The sequence below is a fragment of the Mycobacterium sp. NGS24 genome, from assembly GCF_059813065.1.
This window is the reverse complement of sequence record NZ_JCALDW010000011.1, coordinates 36,271-50,693: the sequence shown is the minus strand read 5'-3', so window position 1 is coordinate 50,693 and position 14,423 is coordinate 36,271. Positions and strand designations below refer to the sequence as shown.

Annotated in this window: 14 protein-coding genes; 3 read left to right on the top strand and 11 right to left on the bottom strand. The window is 67.9% G+C overall.

Annotated features, from left to right (window positions below; translation table 11 throughout):
- Position 1: 1 nt before the first annotated feature.
- The 9 genes from AC5Y6Y_RS15710 to AC5Y6Y_RS15670 all read right to left on the bottom strand — a co-directional run bounded on the left by AC5Y6Y_RS15710 (position 2) and on the right by AC5Y6Y_RS15670 (position 10,331).
- A complete protein-coding gene (locus AC5Y6Y_RS15710; RefSeq protein WP_499919062.1) occupies positions 2 to 1,462 on the bottom strand; it encodes a WS/DGAT/MGAT family O-acyltransferase in 1,461 nt (486 codons plus the stop codon).
- 200 nt (positions 1,463 to 1,662) lie between these two features.
- Positions 1,663 to 2,502, bottom strand: a complete 840-nt coding sequence (locus AC5Y6Y_RS15705) for an MAP_0585 family protein (RefSeq protein ID WP_499930121.1) — start codon at positions 2,500 to 2,502, stop codon at positions 1,663 to 1,665.
- Between the two features lie 96 nt (positions 2,503 to 2,598).
- Entirely contained in the window at positions 2,599 to 3,072 is a 474-nt protein-coding gene (locus tag AC5Y6Y_RS15700; protein WP_499919065.1) for a lipoprotein LpqH, read from the bottom strand.
- 112 nt (positions 3,073 to 3,184) lie between these two features.
- Positions 3,185 to 4,060, bottom strand: a complete 876-nt coding sequence (locus AC5Y6Y_RS15695; protein WP_499919066.1) for an alpha/beta fold hydrolase — start codon at positions 4,058 to 4,060, stop codon at positions 3,185 to 3,187.
- On the bottom strand, positions 4,060 to 5,682 hold the full coding sequence (locus AC5Y6Y_RS15690) for an MFS transporter (RefSeq protein WP_499919067.1): 1,623 nt from the start codon (positions 5,680 to 5,682) through the stop codon (positions 4,060 to 4,062). Before AC5Y6Y_RS15690 ends, AC5Y6Y_RS15695 begins: the two co-directional genes overlap by 1 nt.
- 105 nt (positions 5,683 to 5,787) lie before the next feature.
- Entirely contained in the window at positions 5,788 to 5,946 is a 159-nt protein-coding gene (locus tag AC5Y6Y_RS15685) for a hypothetical protein (RefSeq protein WP_499919068.1), read from the bottom strand.
- Between the two features lie 92 nt (positions 5,947 to 6,038).
- Positions 6,039 to 8,282, bottom strand: a complete 2,244-nt coding sequence (locus AC5Y6Y_RS15680; RefSeq protein ID WP_499919069.1) for a serine/threonine-protein kinase — start codon at positions 8,280 to 8,282, stop codon at positions 6,039 to 6,041.
- A gap of 146 nt (positions 8,283 to 8,428) precedes the next feature.
- Positions 8,429 to 9,118, bottom strand: coding sequence for a GAP family protein (locus tag AC5Y6Y_RS15675; RefSeq protein ID WP_463828401.1), 690 nt, complete (start codon positions 9,116 to 9,118; stop codon positions 8,429 to 8,431).
- A gap of 58 nt (positions 9,119 to 9,176) precedes the next feature.
- The gene (locus AC5Y6Y_RS15670) at positions 9,177 to 10,331 is read right to left on the bottom strand and encodes a TDT family transporter (RefSeq protein ID WP_499919070.1); all 1,155 of its coding nucleotides are present in this window, start codon (positions 10,329 to 10,331) and stop codon (positions 9,177 to 9,179) included.
- A gap of 78 nt (positions 10,332 to 10,409) precedes the next feature.
- Here AC5Y6Y_RS15670 and AC5Y6Y_RS15665 point away from each other — a divergent pair, with 78 nt between their 5' ends.
- The 3 genes from AC5Y6Y_RS15665 (at position 10,410) to AC5Y6Y_RS15655 (ending at position 12,787) form a co-directional block, all read left to right on the top strand.
- Positions 10,410 to 10,649 carry a hypothetical protein gene (locus AC5Y6Y_RS15665; RefSeq protein WP_473140167.1) on the top strand — a complete coding sequence of 80 codons (240 nt, stop codon included), beginning with the start codon at positions 10,410 to 10,412 and terminating at the stop codon, positions 10,647 to 10,649.
- Positions 10,646 to 11,029 carry an integrase gene (locus AC5Y6Y_RS15660; RefSeq protein ID WP_473140166.1) on the top strand — a complete coding sequence of 128 codons (384 nt, stop codon included), beginning with the start codon at positions 10,646 to 10,648 and terminating at the stop codon, positions 11,027 to 11,029. Before AC5Y6Y_RS15665 ends, AC5Y6Y_RS15660 begins: the two co-directional genes overlap by 4 nt.
- A 195-nt stretch (positions 11,030 to 11,224) precedes the next feature.
- Positions 11,225 to 12,787, top strand: a complete 1,563-nt coding sequence (locus AC5Y6Y_RS15655; RefSeq protein ID WP_473140165.1) for an LCP family protein — start codon at positions 11,225 to 11,227, stop codon at positions 12,785 to 12,787.
- Positions 12,788 to 12,793: 6 nt separating this feature from the next.
- Here AC5Y6Y_RS15655 and AC5Y6Y_RS15650 read toward each other — a convergent pair whose 3' ends face one another.
- The gene (locus AC5Y6Y_RS15650; RefSeq protein ID WP_463828396.1) at positions 12,794 to 13,570 is read right to left on the bottom strand and encodes an SDR family NAD(P)-dependent oxidoreductase; all 777 of its coding nucleotides are present in this window, start codon (positions 13,568 to 13,570) and stop codon (positions 12,794 to 12,796) included.
- Between the two features lie 7 nt (positions 13,571 to 13,577).
- A complete protein-coding gene (locus AC5Y6Y_RS15645) occupies positions 13,578 to 14,411 on the bottom strand; it encodes an SDR family oxidoreductase (protein ID WP_463828395.1) in 834 nt (277 codons plus the stop codon).
- Between the last annotated feature and the right edge of the window lie 12 nt (positions 14,412 to 14,423).

Here is a 14,423-nt window from a genome sequence, read left to right as displayed (position 1 = left end):
CCTAGGAAGCGGCCTCCAATTCGTCGAGCGCTTCGCCAGTGTAGACCGCCAGCCGCTGCAGGTGCGGCAGGGTGTCGCGACACCCGATGAATCCGAAGTTCAACGTGCCCGCATAGCTCTGCAGCGTGACGTTCAGCGCCTGACTGTGCGCCACCAGCGAGACGGGGAAGGACGCCTCCATCCGGCTACCGCGCAGATACAGCACGTCCTGCGGTCCGGGCACGTTGCTGACGCACAGGTTGAACGCGTACGGCAACGGCGTTCGCACCCCGGCGAGCGAGCTGGCCACCTGCATGGTGAACGGCGCCATCAAAGCTGTCGTGTAGGCCAGGATGGCGTCCTTGTTCATTTTGGACAACTCCGCCTTGGCCATTCGGGTCGTGGTCTTGACCACCTGCAGCCGCTCGAGGGGATCGGCCACGTCGGTGCCCAGCGACCCCAGGATGGCGGCGACGGCATTGCCGCCACCCTCGTCGTCCTTGGGCCGGACATTGACCGGCAGCATCGCGATCAACGACTTGGCGGGGAGTTCGCCCAACTCGTCCAGAAACCGCCGCAGGCTGGCGCCCACGAGTGCCAGCGCGACGTCGTTGATCGTCGCATCATTCGCGACGCCAATGGATTTGAGTCGGTCCAACTGATAGTGCTGGGTGGCGAAGCGGCGGTTGCGGCTGATCCGGGTGTTCAGGACGCAGTGCGGCGCCTGCACTGAGCCGATCAGGTTGCGGTACTCGTTGTCGGTGCGGATCTGGGTGTTGACGAGCGCCTTGGTCAGATCCAGCGTGGACCTGCCCGCACCCGCGACCGAGCCGATGGCGCTGCCCATGCCGCTGACCACGCCGCCCAGGCTGCTCAACACACCCCCGATACTGCCCAGCACGTTGGTGGCGATCCCACCGCCGCCTTCCGGCTTGTCGGCGGAGACCCGCTTGGGGGCGGCGACATTGAAGAACAACGGATGTTCGGTGTCATGGGGATCGGTCGACAGGCTGCGCGCCAGCATCTTCTGGCCGGTGTACCCGTCGACCAGCGCGTGATGCATCTTGATGTAGATCGCGAACCGGCCGCCCTCGAGGCCCTCGATGAAGTGCATCTCCCACGGCGGCCGACGCATGTCCAGGGCGTTACTGTGCAAGCGGGACACCAGGATTCCGAGTTCGCGTTCATCGCCCGGGCTGGCCAGTGCCGAACGCCGGACGTGGTAGTCCAGGTCGAACTTCTCGTCGCACACCCAGGATTGGATCGGGCTGCGCAGCAGATCGGGATGGCTGAGTTTCAGATTCCACGGCTCCACCACCTCGTTGGCCTTGCTCTCGTCGACCAACTGCCGCAAGAAATCACGCGGCGCATCCGGCGGCGGCGTGAAGGGCATCAGCCCACCGACATGCATCATGGTGCTCGGGGTCTCGGCGTAGAGGAACAACATGTCTTGCGGACCCAGCCGCCTGGCCGTTCTGCTCATAGCTCTCCTTTGCCGGCACCACCTGGTGATCAGGCTCCTCGCATGTGACCGTAGTCCACTTGAGTGCCGTTGACCCGGACTCTTTTTCGCGGCGGCGTCCGGTTGCGGCGGCAGCAGGCGCCGAAATCAGCGGGCTGCGCTTGATGGCGCGCCCGAGCCACCCTGCCGGACAACAGGATTGGGCTGCGCGAACTCCGAGGCTAGTACAGCGGGATCCAGGTCCCGAAGAACCAGTAACCCCAGCCGCCGTACTGCCAGTTGAAGACCGGCAGCGCGGTGAAGTTGTTGTACGCGAACGGGCCGAAATCGCGCTGCCCGTAGCCGAGGTCACGCGCCGGAGGTCCCTCGTACGGACGGTTCCATCCACCGGGGGGCGGCGGGCCATTCCATCCACCGGGAGGTGGCGGACCCTGCCAGTTGGGTGGCTGCTGGCCGGGCGGGGGGCCGTTGTTGTAGCCGAAGCCGCGTTGCGGCGGCGGAGGTGGCGCGCCGCGGCCGGGGAACAGGATGCCGGCCAGCGTGTTGATGGGACCACCCACCTGGTTGTTGGGCTGCTCCAGCGGTCCGCGCGGAATGAACGGCGGGTGCGGCGGCTGGGTGGCCGGGGCGTTGATGACGATCGTGATGCCCGGACCGGGAGTCGTCGAGGTGCTGGACTGTCCGGCCGGAGTCGTGGTGGTCTGCCCGCTCGACGTGGTCGTCTGCCCGCTCGACGTGGTCGTCTGCCCGCTCGGCGTCGTACTGGTCGACGAACTGGACGTGGTGGTCGACGGGGTGGTGGAGGTGGTGGCGGCGCTCGGCGAGGTGGTCGTCACCGTCGGCGTGGTGGCCTGCGTGGTCGTCGGGGTGGCCGGCGCCGTGGTGGTCTGGGCAGTCGGCGGCGCGCTACTCGCCGGAGCCGTCGCGGAGGTTTGCGGCGCCTGACTTTGCGGTGCCGTGGTCTGCGGCCGCGGCACCGTGGTCTGCGGGGCCGGGGTATTGGTTCCGGTTCCCGGCGTCGGGGTGTCCGGGGCGGAGTTGGCGAGCCCCGCGTCCAGCATGATCGCGGATATCCCCAGACCTGTCGCGACAGCCGCCGCGCCGACGACCCGTTTGATAGTCATAGCTGCGTCCCCTCCTGGGTTCGTCCGCCCGCGCTACGGGCAGGTCACGCTCATTTCGAACGACTTGGTCACCGGCTGCGGTTGCTGCGGGTTGGTCATGTCGACGCCCGACGCGGTGCCTTTGATGGCGTAGGTCTTGTCCTTCTTCGCCGCCCCCGCGTTGGTGGCCTGGTTGGGCGCTGCGTCGGAGAAGCCGAGCGTGATCCCGTCGACGCTGCCCAGTCCGACCGCGTGCACGATCGGCGGGTTGGCGTTGCTGACCACCGCACCGATCCCGGCGGACGCATCGCCGATGCCGATGTTGGTGTTGGGCCCGGCCACTGTGCAGGTCACGGCGCCGGTGATGTTCAGGTTCTTGCCGTCGACGATGATCACCGGGCCGGCCGGCGCCGGCTGCGCCCCACTGGGCTGGCCGGCGGTGGACTTGTCCTTGTCGCTCGAACAACCGGTACCCGCCGCGATCACGACTGCCACACTCGTCACACCGATCCAGAACTGACGCTTCACCACTGCTCTCCTTGTCACTGGTGTCGGCCCCAACCAAGCGCTGCGCGCGGGTACCCGCCAGATCGCCTCCGCAAACCAATTCATACCGCGCACAGATTTGGCCGACCAGCCCTCAGCCAGGGCCGACGTGGCGGCCGAGGAAATCCAGCACGGCGTCGGCGAAGATGTCGTTCCGGTCGCCGGCAACCATATGACCGGCGCCGCGGACATCGGTGAACTCGACCTGCGGGAAACGCGCCAGGAATTCAGCGGCGCGTTCCTGACTGACCAGATCGCTGACCTGGCCTCGAACAAGCAAGACAGGCAAGCCGTTTCGCAGAATCACTTCGATGGCCGCGTGCATCCGGTCGGGGTCGGTCACCTCGAAGGGCGGGAACGCCGCGGTGCCGCTGATGAACTGCGGATCCCAGTGCCAGTACCACCGGTCGCCGCGGCGGCGCAGATTGGTGGTCAACCCGTCCAGGTCGGTGGGTCGAGGCCGGTGCGGGTTGTACTCGGCGATCGCATCGGCGACCTCTTCGAGCGACCCGAAGCCCGTTTCCACCCGCTCGGACATGAAGGCGTGGATCCGGTCGGCGCCCGATTGCTCCATGTTCGGCACGATGTCGACCAGAACCACCGCGCTGGCGATACCCGGCGACACCTCCCCTGCCAACAGCATCGAGGTGAACCCGCCGAGCGAAGCCCCGACCAGCACCGGGTCCGGCGGTAGGTCACGCAACACTTCGGCGACGTCGGCGGCGAAGGTGACCACGCGGTAGTCGCCCTCGTCGGACCAATCCGATTCGCCGTGACCGCGCAGATCCACCGTGACAGCCTGGAACCCGCGTTGGGCGACCGCTGCCGCCGCCCGCCCCCACGAGCGCCGGGTCTGCCCACCGCCGTGCAGGAACACCACCGCGCGCGCCTGCGGATCACCCAGCCGGTCCCAGACGATCCGCACGCCGCCCGGTCCGCGGGTGCTGAAAGGTTCAGCTACCGTCGCCATCAGGGAATGGTAGGACGCTCCTGCCGAGCGCGGACCCGGCGATCACGCAGCCGCCGCACGATCGCCAGCGGCTCGCCGTCACGCCCGGGCGCGAACAGCGGAATGATGACCGCGGCGATGGCGACGATGAGCGCCATCACCCCGTAGGACGCGCTGGATGCCGTCACGAACGCTTCCTTGCTGCGTTCAGCGAGCTGCATCCCTTGCGGCCCAAGATGATTCGCGACAGCCAGCGCCTTGGACAACGAGTCGGTGACGGGTCCGCGCACCGGCTCGGGATAGTTGCCGAGGGCGGCGGCGATGTGGTGGCTGTAACTGCCGGCGAGGATGGACCCGGCCAACGCGATGCCCAAGGCCCCGCCGACCTCGCGGGTCGCGTCGTTGACCGCCGATGCCACCCCCTGCTTCTGATCGGGTGCGGCCGTCATGATCGCCGATGTCGTTGGCGCCGTGCACAATCCGAATCCAGTGGCGATCACCATCAGGGGCCAGCACACTTCGGCGTAGGACGAGTCGACATCCAGAGTGCACATGCACAGGAAGCCGACCGAGACCAGCACCATGCTCGCGAACACCACCACCCGCAGGCCGAGCTTGGGCACGTACCAGGACGATAACGCGGACAGCGTCAGCAACGGGAAACCCATGGGGCTCAACGCAATTGCCGCGACCAGCGCCGAGTATCCCTTGACCTGCTGTAGGTACTGGACGACCAGGAAGAACAGCGCGAAAGTGGCCATGAACACCACCGTGATGGCCGCGGCGCCGGTGCCGAAGTTGGGATTGCCGAACAACCGGATGTCCAGCAGCGGTTGCGGCCGCCGTAATTCAACGAACCCGAACACCACCGCAAGCACCGAGCCTGCGATCAGACAGCCGAAGACGCGCGGGTCGCTCCACCCGTGTGCCGGCGCCTGCAGGATGCCGAACACGAAGACCGCCACCGCCGCCCCGATGGTCACCGCACCGGGAACGTCGAGCCGCGGGGAATCGACATCGCGTGATTCCGCGATGGTCAGTGTCGCCGCGAAAACCACCAGTCCGCCGATCGCGAGCGTCCAGAAGATCGACCGCCAGTCGAAGAACTCGATCAGCAGTCCGGTCCCGACCAACCCGAACAGACCCGCGGTGCCGGCGACCCCGGCCCAGATGCCGACCGCTTTGGTGCGAGCTTCCGGCGGGTAGGCCACCGTCAGCAGCGACAACGTCGCCGGCATCACGAACGCCGCCCCCGCACCGGCGAGGCCGCGCGCGGCGATGATCTGCATGGGACTGTGGAAGACCAGGGGCGCTGCCGATGCGATCGCGAAGATGGCCACTCCCACCAGCAGGGCACTGCGGCGTCCGTACCGGTCGCCGATCGCCCCGGCCGGCAGTAGCAGGCAGGCGAGCAGCAGCGTGTAGCTGTCCACGATCCAGGTCAGCTGCGTCTGCGTCGCCGCGGTGGCGATGGCTATGTCACTGAGCGCGGTATTCAGCGACACCATGGACGCGATCACGAGGGCGACACCGGCACAGGCGATGAACAGCGTCCAGCCGCGCCGGGCGCGGGATCCATCGGCGAAGGTGTCGGACCCTGACTGATCGGACCGTTTGCGGGTCCGGACTGCGAAACCGGTCATCGGCCCGCTTTCTTTTGTTGGACAGGAGCAAAACAAGACTGACAGTCTCGAAACGAGACCAGCGGTCTCATACCCGCCCGACAGTGCCCGGAAACGGGCGAGGCGTCAGGTGCGCGGCCCCCCGGGCAACCGGTCGCGCAACCACAACCCGATCCGGGTCAGCGGGTTGGCACCCGCACGCTGCGCGTCTTTGATCTTGTCCAGCGTCTGCTCGCCCTCGATGGCGTAGTCCTTGACTGATTCGTCGCCTTCTTCAGCGCGCATATCAATGCCTCTCCTCACGGCATCCCGTGCGGATACCTCTGTCGGCCTCGATTGGCCTACCCGCGCCGGTGGAATTTCAAAACCGGCGGCCCTCAGCCGCCGGTGCGGGTGAACGTCATGTCATACGGCCCGCCCTTGCAGGAACTGCCGGATTCGTCCTTGGTGCCGCTGCCGGTGAGCACCGATATCGGATCCTGGGCCGGCTCGGGCAGCGGGAAGGTGCCCTTGATCCTGACGTGCGAGGTGCCCCCGGCCGGACAGGCCGCGTCGTACTCGTCGTCGCGGGTCCAGACGTTGTCGGCGAACAGCAGGAGCTGGGTCCCGCTGCTGCCGTTGCGGACGAACCGACTGTTGCACCGGTCCCCGGTGCGCAGGCAGATGGTGTCCACGTTGTAGTCGGCTTCTTGCGGCTTGGGCGCATTGGGTCCGGTGTAGGTCGTCAGCAGATGGTAAAAGCCGTGCAGCGCCTGCGCGGGGGACAACACCCGGGCGGGCTGCTCCGCGGGGTCGGACAGGCCGGCGACATCCGCGTCGCCGCTGCGGGTGAAGGTGACGGTGCGCTTGCTGTAGCAATCCAGCGAGTCGGTGATCCATTCCCCGACCATGGTGCCGTCGGCGTGCGGCTGCAGCCAGACGTAGTTCCATTTTTCGATGCTCTTGTCGTTGCACTTGCCGCCCTCGAGCGCGACGGCTATCCAGCGTCCCCGGACATCGTCGAAAATCAGCTTCGGTGTGTGGTTGTAGGTGCCGTCGCTGCGCTGCGCGGTGGCGACGCACTCGGTTCCCGACCCGTTGCATGCCGAGCGCAGCAACCAGGTCTCCTGGCCGGGCGGCTCGGAATTCGGCACCTCTTTGCCCGCGAGCGACACTTTCGGGCCGAAGTCGGCGGTGTAGGTGCCGGTGAACGGCCCGCTGTTGGTCAGCTCGCCGGGTTGCGCACCGCTGGAGTGCTCCGCGGTCGGCCGGCTCCCGCTACTGCCACCACCGCCGCTGGTCAACACGACCGCCGCGACCACCGCGACGACGGTCAGCAGTGCCCCCGCCCCCGCCAGGATCAGCGGCTTGCGGCGGCGTTTCGCCGGCGGCTTGGGCGTGTTCTCCTCGGCCGCCGGCCACGGCGCCGGAGTTTGCGGATCGCCGCTGGCCGGTCGGTACAGCGTCGGTTCGTCGGCGCTTGACGGCGACTGCTGATTCACATCGGCGGCCGGGCGGCGCTGGGTGGGATCGGTGAGGGGCCGACGCAGGTTCGGGTCGGTGGTCGGGCGCTGCACATTGCGGTCAGGTAGGGGCCGCTGCTGGTTGGGTTCGACGGGCGCGCGGTACTGGTTCGGGTCGACGTTCGGCCGGTACTGGCCCGGCCCGCCGGGAGGCCGGCGTGGGTCCGGGGGCGGGCGCCGCTGCCCCTGGTCCGGGTAGCCGGAGCCGGGGCGCATCGGGGGTTTCTGCTGCGGCGGCCGGTTCGGCGGCGGCGCGAGTTGGGTGCGTTGCTGAACCGGTTCGGGCCGGCGCATCGGAATGGGCCGGGTGCCGGTGACCGCTTCCCGGGCGGCCGCGGCCATGTCGGTGACCGTCGGGTAGCGCTGGTCGGGGCTCTTCGCCATCGCCGTCGCGACGACGTTGTCGAGTTCCTCGGGTATGCCGCGGCGCAGCGCCGACGGCCGCGGCGGCGGCAGGCTCAGGTGACCGCCGATCTGCTGCTCGAGGCTGCCGCCGGGGAACGGCTGTTCGCCGGTCAGGCACTCGTGCAGCACACATCCCAAGGCGTAGGTGTCGCCGCGCGGGTCGGTCTGGCCGCTGGTCACCCGCTCCGGCGCCATATAGGCCCAGGTGCCGATCACGTTGCCGGTACCGGTCATGTGCGAATCGCCCGCCGCACGGGCGATGCCGAAGTCGATCAGGTAGGCGAAGTCGTCCTCGGTGACCAGGATGTTGGAGGGCTTGACGTCGCGGTGCACCAACCCGATGCGGTGCGCCGAGCGCAACGCCGACGCGATCTGCTCGATGATGTTGACCGCGCGTTCCGGCTCCAGTGCGCCGTCGGCGATGATCGCCTGCAGGTCCCGGCCCACCACGAGACGCATATCGACATAGAGCCGGCCCTCGATCTCCCCGAAGTGGTGGATCGGCACCACGTGCGGGTCGTTGAGGCCGGCCGCCGCCAGGGCCTCGCGGCGGAACCGCTGTTCGAAGGTGGGGTCGTTGGCCAGGTTGGCCGGCAGTACCTTCACGGCGACGACACGCTGGGTCTCGGTGTCGTAGGCGCGCCACACCTCACCCATGCCGCCGCGTCCCAGCAACTCGATGAACTGGTAGCGGCCGAAGGTCGTGCCCTGCACTCCGCCCCCTCAAGCGAAAGTTATCGATGCTATTCAAGAAAAAGATTAGAGCCGTGCGGGCGGCGACGCCCGGCTTTGCCACTTAGCTAAGCACGAAAAGTGGGACGCGGGATAGCTGGTCCCGGCCGGGGCCGCAGGGGGTCACATCACAGGGCGCTGATTCCGTTGTGGAGCACCATCGCGCCGATCAGCAGCAGCACGACGGCGAGCATGGCGGCGTGGTTTTTCTCCATCCAGTCCTTGAGCCGGTCGAGCTTGTCGTCGAGGCGGTCCCCGGCGCTCAGATAACCGACGATCGGGATCGCGACCGTCGATGCCGACAGGACGACGAAGATCGCGGCGAACAAAAACTTCCCGCCTGCCGCGAGCCCACTGGTTCCGATGGCCAAGCCGCCGGCCAGGCACAACAGCGACACCTCGAGGCGGACCACCGTCAACACCACCGCGACGATGCCCGCGCGCCCAGGGGTGATGGTGTCGAAAGCGCGCATCCAGCGCGGGGTGTCGGATTCCCGATGCCGGGTCAGCCACCGATAGCCGCCGAACAGGATCAGCACGGTGCCCAACACCACCCGCAACCAGGACGCCCACTGCGGCGTCGCCTGGTGCAGGCCCGCGAACAAACCGGATCCGGCGACGAAGATGCCGGTCAGCGCGGCCAACCCGAGCACCCACCCGGCCAGGAACGCAATCGCCGTCGGCCGGGGCCGCGGTGCGTGCAGCACCAGCACCGCAGGAATGATCGTCAACGGCGATACCGCGATGACCAGAGCCAGCGGTATCAGCTTGGTCAGCAACGAAACCAGATTTCCTGTCACGGGCAGCAATCTTCGCATTGAGCCGTGCCGGGTGACTCACCAAACGCCGAGGCGCACCGACGGGCAACGCCTGCGATCAGTCCTTGCTGGCCTTGACCGGGTCCGCGCTGGGCGCCAGCTTGAGCAGATTGCCCCGCAGGCTGGCGCGCGCGGTCCGGACGGTCACCAGGACCCAGGTCAGCAGCAGGCCGGCGTAGGCGACGGTTGCGGCCACCGTGAACGCCGGCAGGTGGGTGTGCGACGCCAGCTGTGCCGTGCCCGTGACGAACGTGCCGACGGGGAAGGTCAGGCTCCACCAGGTCAGGGCGAACGGCATGCCGCGCAGCAACGTGCGGACGGTGAGCGAGGTGGCCAGCGCTATCCACAGCACCGCGAAACCCCACACCGGGACCCCGAAGATGACGGCGAACGCGGTCATGGCTGCCGCCAGCCGATGATCCACCGCGCCGGTCTCAGCAGCCGACGCGAGCAGGCCCGCCGCGGTGATGGATTGCCCCAGCGGACCCAGCACGATCCACAGTGTCGGCACCCGCGCCGAACCCGAGGTGCCGTAGAGCACCAACCTGCTCCAGATCATCGCGATGATGTTCAGCGAGGCCAGCAACGACATACCGAACATGGCGTAACAGCCGAACAGCATCGTCTCGCGGCCTGTTCCGGGCGGCAGGTGCGGCAGCAGCAGCGCGCCCGTCGCGGCCGACACCATCGGCGGCACCACCGGCATCAGCCAGCCCCCGAACGCCGCGTCAGGTTCCACGCGCAACTGGGTGAACATCAGGAACGGGATGCTCACCGCGGTGAACAGCCCACCGACGGTGCCGACCGTCCACAGCACCCAGTCCAGGTCCACCGCGATGCGTTCGCCGAGCAGATCCCCCGACACCAGCACCGCACCCGCGCCGACCGTCATCATCGCCATCGGCGCGGCACCGTAGAAATGCGCCATCTGCGGATTGCGGGCATGGGTACGGGCGACGGTGGGATTGCGCAGCCAATGGCCACCCACCAGGACGACCAGCACTGCCAGCAGAGCCGCGGCCAGTATCCAGACGCCGTGGGTGAAACCACGCAGCCCCGGCACCTGGACCGGCAGCGTGGCGCCCGCGATGGCCACGATTCCGGTGCCCATCACCGAGGCGAACCAGTTGGGCCCGATGTTGCCCAGCACCTCGACGCGGGTGGGTGACGTACCGGGTACCGGTGCCGCGTCGACCGGTATGGGGGCGCTCATAGCAGTGCAACCTACCCGCGCCCAAGTCACTAGACTCCCGATGAAGTGCACGGACGACGAAATGAGACGCACTTTTCGATGAAAGCGCCGTTGGTGATCGGGATCTGCACCGTGGTCGTGGTCGCGGCGCTGGCCATGCCGGTCAAGCAGCGCTGCGGTGCGCCGGACCGGACCTGCGCCACCACGGTCGACGCCCGCGGCGACGTGCACTACTACTACGAAGTCGAACCGTTCGGGATAGTGGTATTCGAGATAGTGACGGGTATGGACATCCCGTTGTATTACAGCTCCGGTGAGGAGATCGAGAGGGTCCGATGAACGCTCGAATAGCGGGACTGGTCGTAGTGGCGATGATGCTCGGCGGCTCCCTCGCCGCGGTACCTGTGACCGATGTGGCGCTGGTGAACGTCAGCGAGAACTACTGCGGCGCCAACTATCTGTGCCTGGCCGATCCGGCGCCGGACGGTGGCGACCAGGCCACCGCGGAACGCCGGATCACCGACGGCTACGTCGCCAAACAGGCCGGCTGCACCCCCGATGCACCGGCCAACCCGCGGTCCGTCACCTGGGATCCGCCCGGATTCACCCCCAACGCCGGGGGCGCAGGCATGATCAACGACGCCAACCCGGCCCTGGGCGGTCACTTCGTGGCCGACTACGTCAACGGCCGCTGGCACATCGACTATCAGTACTGCTGAGCTCCGGGATATCGCGCGAAACTCCCCCGAAAGGGTGTCTGACCTGCTCACCAGGTGAGTCTGCCCACATCGTTACCCGTGGAGCATGGGCTCCGCAGCAATCTGTCGCATACTGGACGTCATGCCTGAAACGACTGCACCGCAAACCGCCGGCCGGGCGCCGGCCGGTTGGTGGGTGGTTGGCCGAGGACGGTAGTGGCGCGCTCCGGCGGTAACCACCGCCTCCGATCAGACCGCCGCGCTGCTCGGCGGCCGTCGCGACTGGCCAAGCGGCTGTCGCGGGTCTTCATGACCCTGGCCTCGGCAGTGGCGGTCGGGATGACCGGGGCCGGCTACTGGGTCGCGCACGGCGCGCTCGGCGGCATCACCATTTCGCAGGCGTTGACCGCCGAGGACCCGCGGTCCAGCGGAAACACCATGAACATCCTGCTGATCGGGCTGGACTCCCGCAAAGACCAGGAGGGCAACGACCTGCCCTGGTCGATCTTGAAGCACCTGCACGCCGGCGACTCCGACCAGGGCGGCTACAACACCAACACGCTGATCCTCGTGCACGTCGGCGCCGACGGTAAGGTCGTCGCCTTCTCGATCCCACGAGACGACTGGGTGCCCTTCAACGGCGTCCCGGGCTACAACCACATCAAGATCAAAGAGGCGTACGGGCTCACCAAGCAGTACATCGCCAACCAGCTGGCCAATCAGGGCTCGCTCACCCAGCGCGAGCTGGAAGCCCGGGGCCGCGAAGCCGGCCGGGCCGCCACGCTGCGCGCGGTGCGCAGCCTGACCGGCGTTCCGATCGACTACTTCGCCGAGATCAACCTCGCCGGCTTCTATGACCTGGCCCAAACGCTGGGCGGCGTCGAGGTATGCCTGAACCATCCCGTCTATGACTCCTACTCCGGCGCCGACTTCCCGGCCGGGCGTCAGCGCCTGGACGCCTCCCAGGCGCTGTCGTTCGTCCGGCAACGGCACGGTCTGGAGAACGGCGACCTGGACCGCACCCACCGCCAACAGGCCTTCTTGTCCTCGGTCATGCGGGACCTGCAGAGTACGGGCACCTTCACCGACCTGAACCGCCTCAACAGCCTGATGGCCGTGGCCCGCAAAGACGTCGTGCTGTCGGCGGGCTGGGACGAGGGCCTGTTCCGCCGGATGGGCGAACTCGCCGGTGGGAACGTCGAGTTCCGCACGCTGCCGGTGGTGCGTTACGACAACATCGACGGCCAGGACGTCAACATCATCGATCCGGCCGCGATCAAGGCCGAGATCGCGGCGGCGTTCGGAACGGTTGCCGCCCCGACCCCGGCGACCACCACCAGCAGCAAACCGAACCCGGCGACCGTCGTCGACGTGGTCAACGCCGGCAGCATCGGCGGCATGGCCAGCCAACTATCCGCCGCGCTGAAAAAGCGCGGTTTCACCGCGGGACAGGTCCGCGACCGCGAGTCAGGCGACCCGACGTCCACCACGGTCCAATACGGTCCGGGTGCGGAAGCCGACGCGCAGAACCTGGCCACGCTGCTCGGCGTCGACGCTCCGCTACAGCCGAGCCCGAACATTGCGGCCGGACATATCCGGGTGACTGTCGACACCAACTTCTCGCTGCCCGCCGCCGAAGAAACCACCACCACGAGCACCAGCACCACCACGACCACGACATCGACCAGCGGCTATTACTACAACGGCAACTTCACGCCGTATCCCACGCCCGATCGCGGCAAGCCGATCGACGGCGGCGGCGTGCCCTGCGTCAACTGAGCCGCGTCAGGCGTGGGTTCCGCCGTCGATGCGGATCTCGGTCCCGGTGATGAACGCGCCGTCCTCGGAGACCAGCATCGCGATGACACCGGCGATCACCGACGGGTCCGCCATCCCGGTGCCGCTGGACGTTTCGGTAGTGGGCAGGATCGGCATCAGCCTGCCGAACAGCGACCAGTTCGCGTCTTTGGGGATGTATCCGCCGGTGGCGTCGGTGATTCCGGACTTGATGCTGCCCGGCGCCACGCATACCGCCCGCAGACCGGCGCCGGCGTACTCCAGCGCCAGCGAGTGGGTGAACGCCTGCACCCCGCCTTTGCTGGCGGCGTAGGCCGCCATGTAGGGATGCGCGAAGGTCGCCGAAGTGGAACTGAAGTTCACCACCGTGCTGCGCGCGTTGTCCAGCAGCGCGGGCAACGCTTCGCGGACCACCAGGAAGGTGCCGGTCAGGTTCACGGTGATGATCTGATTCCACAACTGAAGGCTGGTCTGCCGGGTGTGGGCGGCACGCAGCATGCCGGCGGCGTTCACCACGGAGTCCAGGCCGCCGAGGGTGCCGACCGCCGTCCGCACCCCGTCGATCACCGCCTGCTCGTCGGCCACGTCCATCGGCAGCGCGGTGAACCGGTCACCGGCCCGTTCCCCGACGGCGGTCAACGCGTCGGCGGCAACGTCGGCCCCCACCACCCGGGCACCTTCGTCCAGTAAGCGCAGCGCGGTCGCCCGACCGATCCCCGACGCCGCGCCGGTCACCAGGATCCGCTGGCCAACGAGTCGCTGCACGGCTTGCTCAGACCACGCCGCGCAGCGCGTCGGCACCGAACATCTGCTCCATCATCGACGAATAGTCCGGGCCGCGGCGCACCATGTGGCCGCCGTCGACGTTGATGCACTGGCCGGTGATGAAACTGGCGGCATCGCTGAGTAGGAACATGGCCAGATTGGCCACATCCTCGACTTCACCCACCCGCGGCAGCGGCGTGCACAGCGCATAGTCGCCGCTGATCTCCGGCGACTGGATCACGCTGGCGTCGACCAGGTCGGTGCGGATCAGACCCGGACGGATGCTGTTGGCCCGCACCCACGACGCCCCGAGTTCGTCGGCGGCCAGCTGCATCATGTGGTCGATGGCCGACTTGGTGACCCCGTACGGCCCGAACCAGCGGTGGGTGTTGCTGGCCGCGATCGAGGAGATCGCCACGAATGACCCGCCGCCGCCGCGCACCAGTTCGCGGGCGGCGTGCTTGAGCACGTACATGGTGCCGTTGACGTTGAGGTCGACGGTGCGCCGCCAGGCGTCGGAGTCGGTGTGGGTGAGCGGTCCGATGGTCAGCGATCCCCCCGCACTGTGCACGACGCCGTGCAACCGGCCGTGCCAGGCGGTCGTCGCGTCGACCGCTCGGGTGACCTCGTCCTCGTTGGTGACGTCGACGGGTTCGTAGCGGATCGAGCCGGGCAGCTGCAGCCCCTCGATCTCCTCGACGGCCTGCGCCAGCCGGTCGGAGCTGCGGCCCACGATCATGACCGACGCGCCGGCGTCGACGAGCCCGGTCGCCACCGCCTTGCCGATCCCGCTACCACCACCGGTGACCAGATACGTCCGGTCGTCAAACGAAAGCTGCACGGAAAGACCCTC

What these genes read in the sequence shown, in the direction of transcription:
- AC5Y6Y_RS15675 (WP_463828401.1), bottom strand. Translation starts at nt 9,118, where the DNA reads ATGCGAAGATTGCTGCCCGTGACAGGAAATCTGGTTTCGTTGCTGACC.
- AC5Y6Y_RS15690 (WP_499919067.1), bottom strand. Translation starts at nt 5,682, where the DNA reads ATGACCGGTTTCGCAGTCCGGACCCGCAAACGGTCCGATCAGTCAGGG.
- AC5Y6Y_RS15670 (WP_499919070.1), bottom strand. Translation starts at nt 10,331, where the DNA reads ATGAGCGCCCCCATACCGGTCGACGCGGCACCGGTACCCGGTACGTCA.
- AC5Y6Y_RS15660 (WP_473140166.1), top strand. Translation starts at nt 10,646, where the DNA reads ATGAACGCTCGAATAGCGGGACTGGTCGTAGTGGCGATGATGCTCGGC.
- AC5Y6Y_RS15685 (WP_499919068.1), bottom strand. Translation starts at nt 5,946, where the DNA reads ATGCGCGCTGAAGAAGGCGACGAATCAGTCAAGGACTACGCCATCGAG.
- AC5Y6Y_RS15665 (WP_473140167.1), top strand. Translation starts at nt 10,410, where the DNA reads ATGAAAGCGCCGTTGGTGATCGGGATCTGCACCGTGGTCGTGGTCGCG.
- AC5Y6Y_RS15710 (WP_499919062.1), bottom strand. Translation starts at nt 1,462, where the DNA reads ATGAGCAGAACGGCCAGGCGGCTGGGTCCGCAAGACATGTTGTTCCTC.
- AC5Y6Y_RS15705 (WP_499930121.1), bottom strand. Translation starts at nt 2,502, where the DNA reads ATGCTGGACGCGGGGCTCGCCAACTCCGCCCCGGACACCCCGACGCCG.
- AC5Y6Y_RS15695 (WP_499919066.1), bottom strand. Translation starts at nt 4,060, where the DNA reads ATGGCGACGGTAGCTGAACCTTTCAGCACCCGCGGACCGGGCGGCGTG.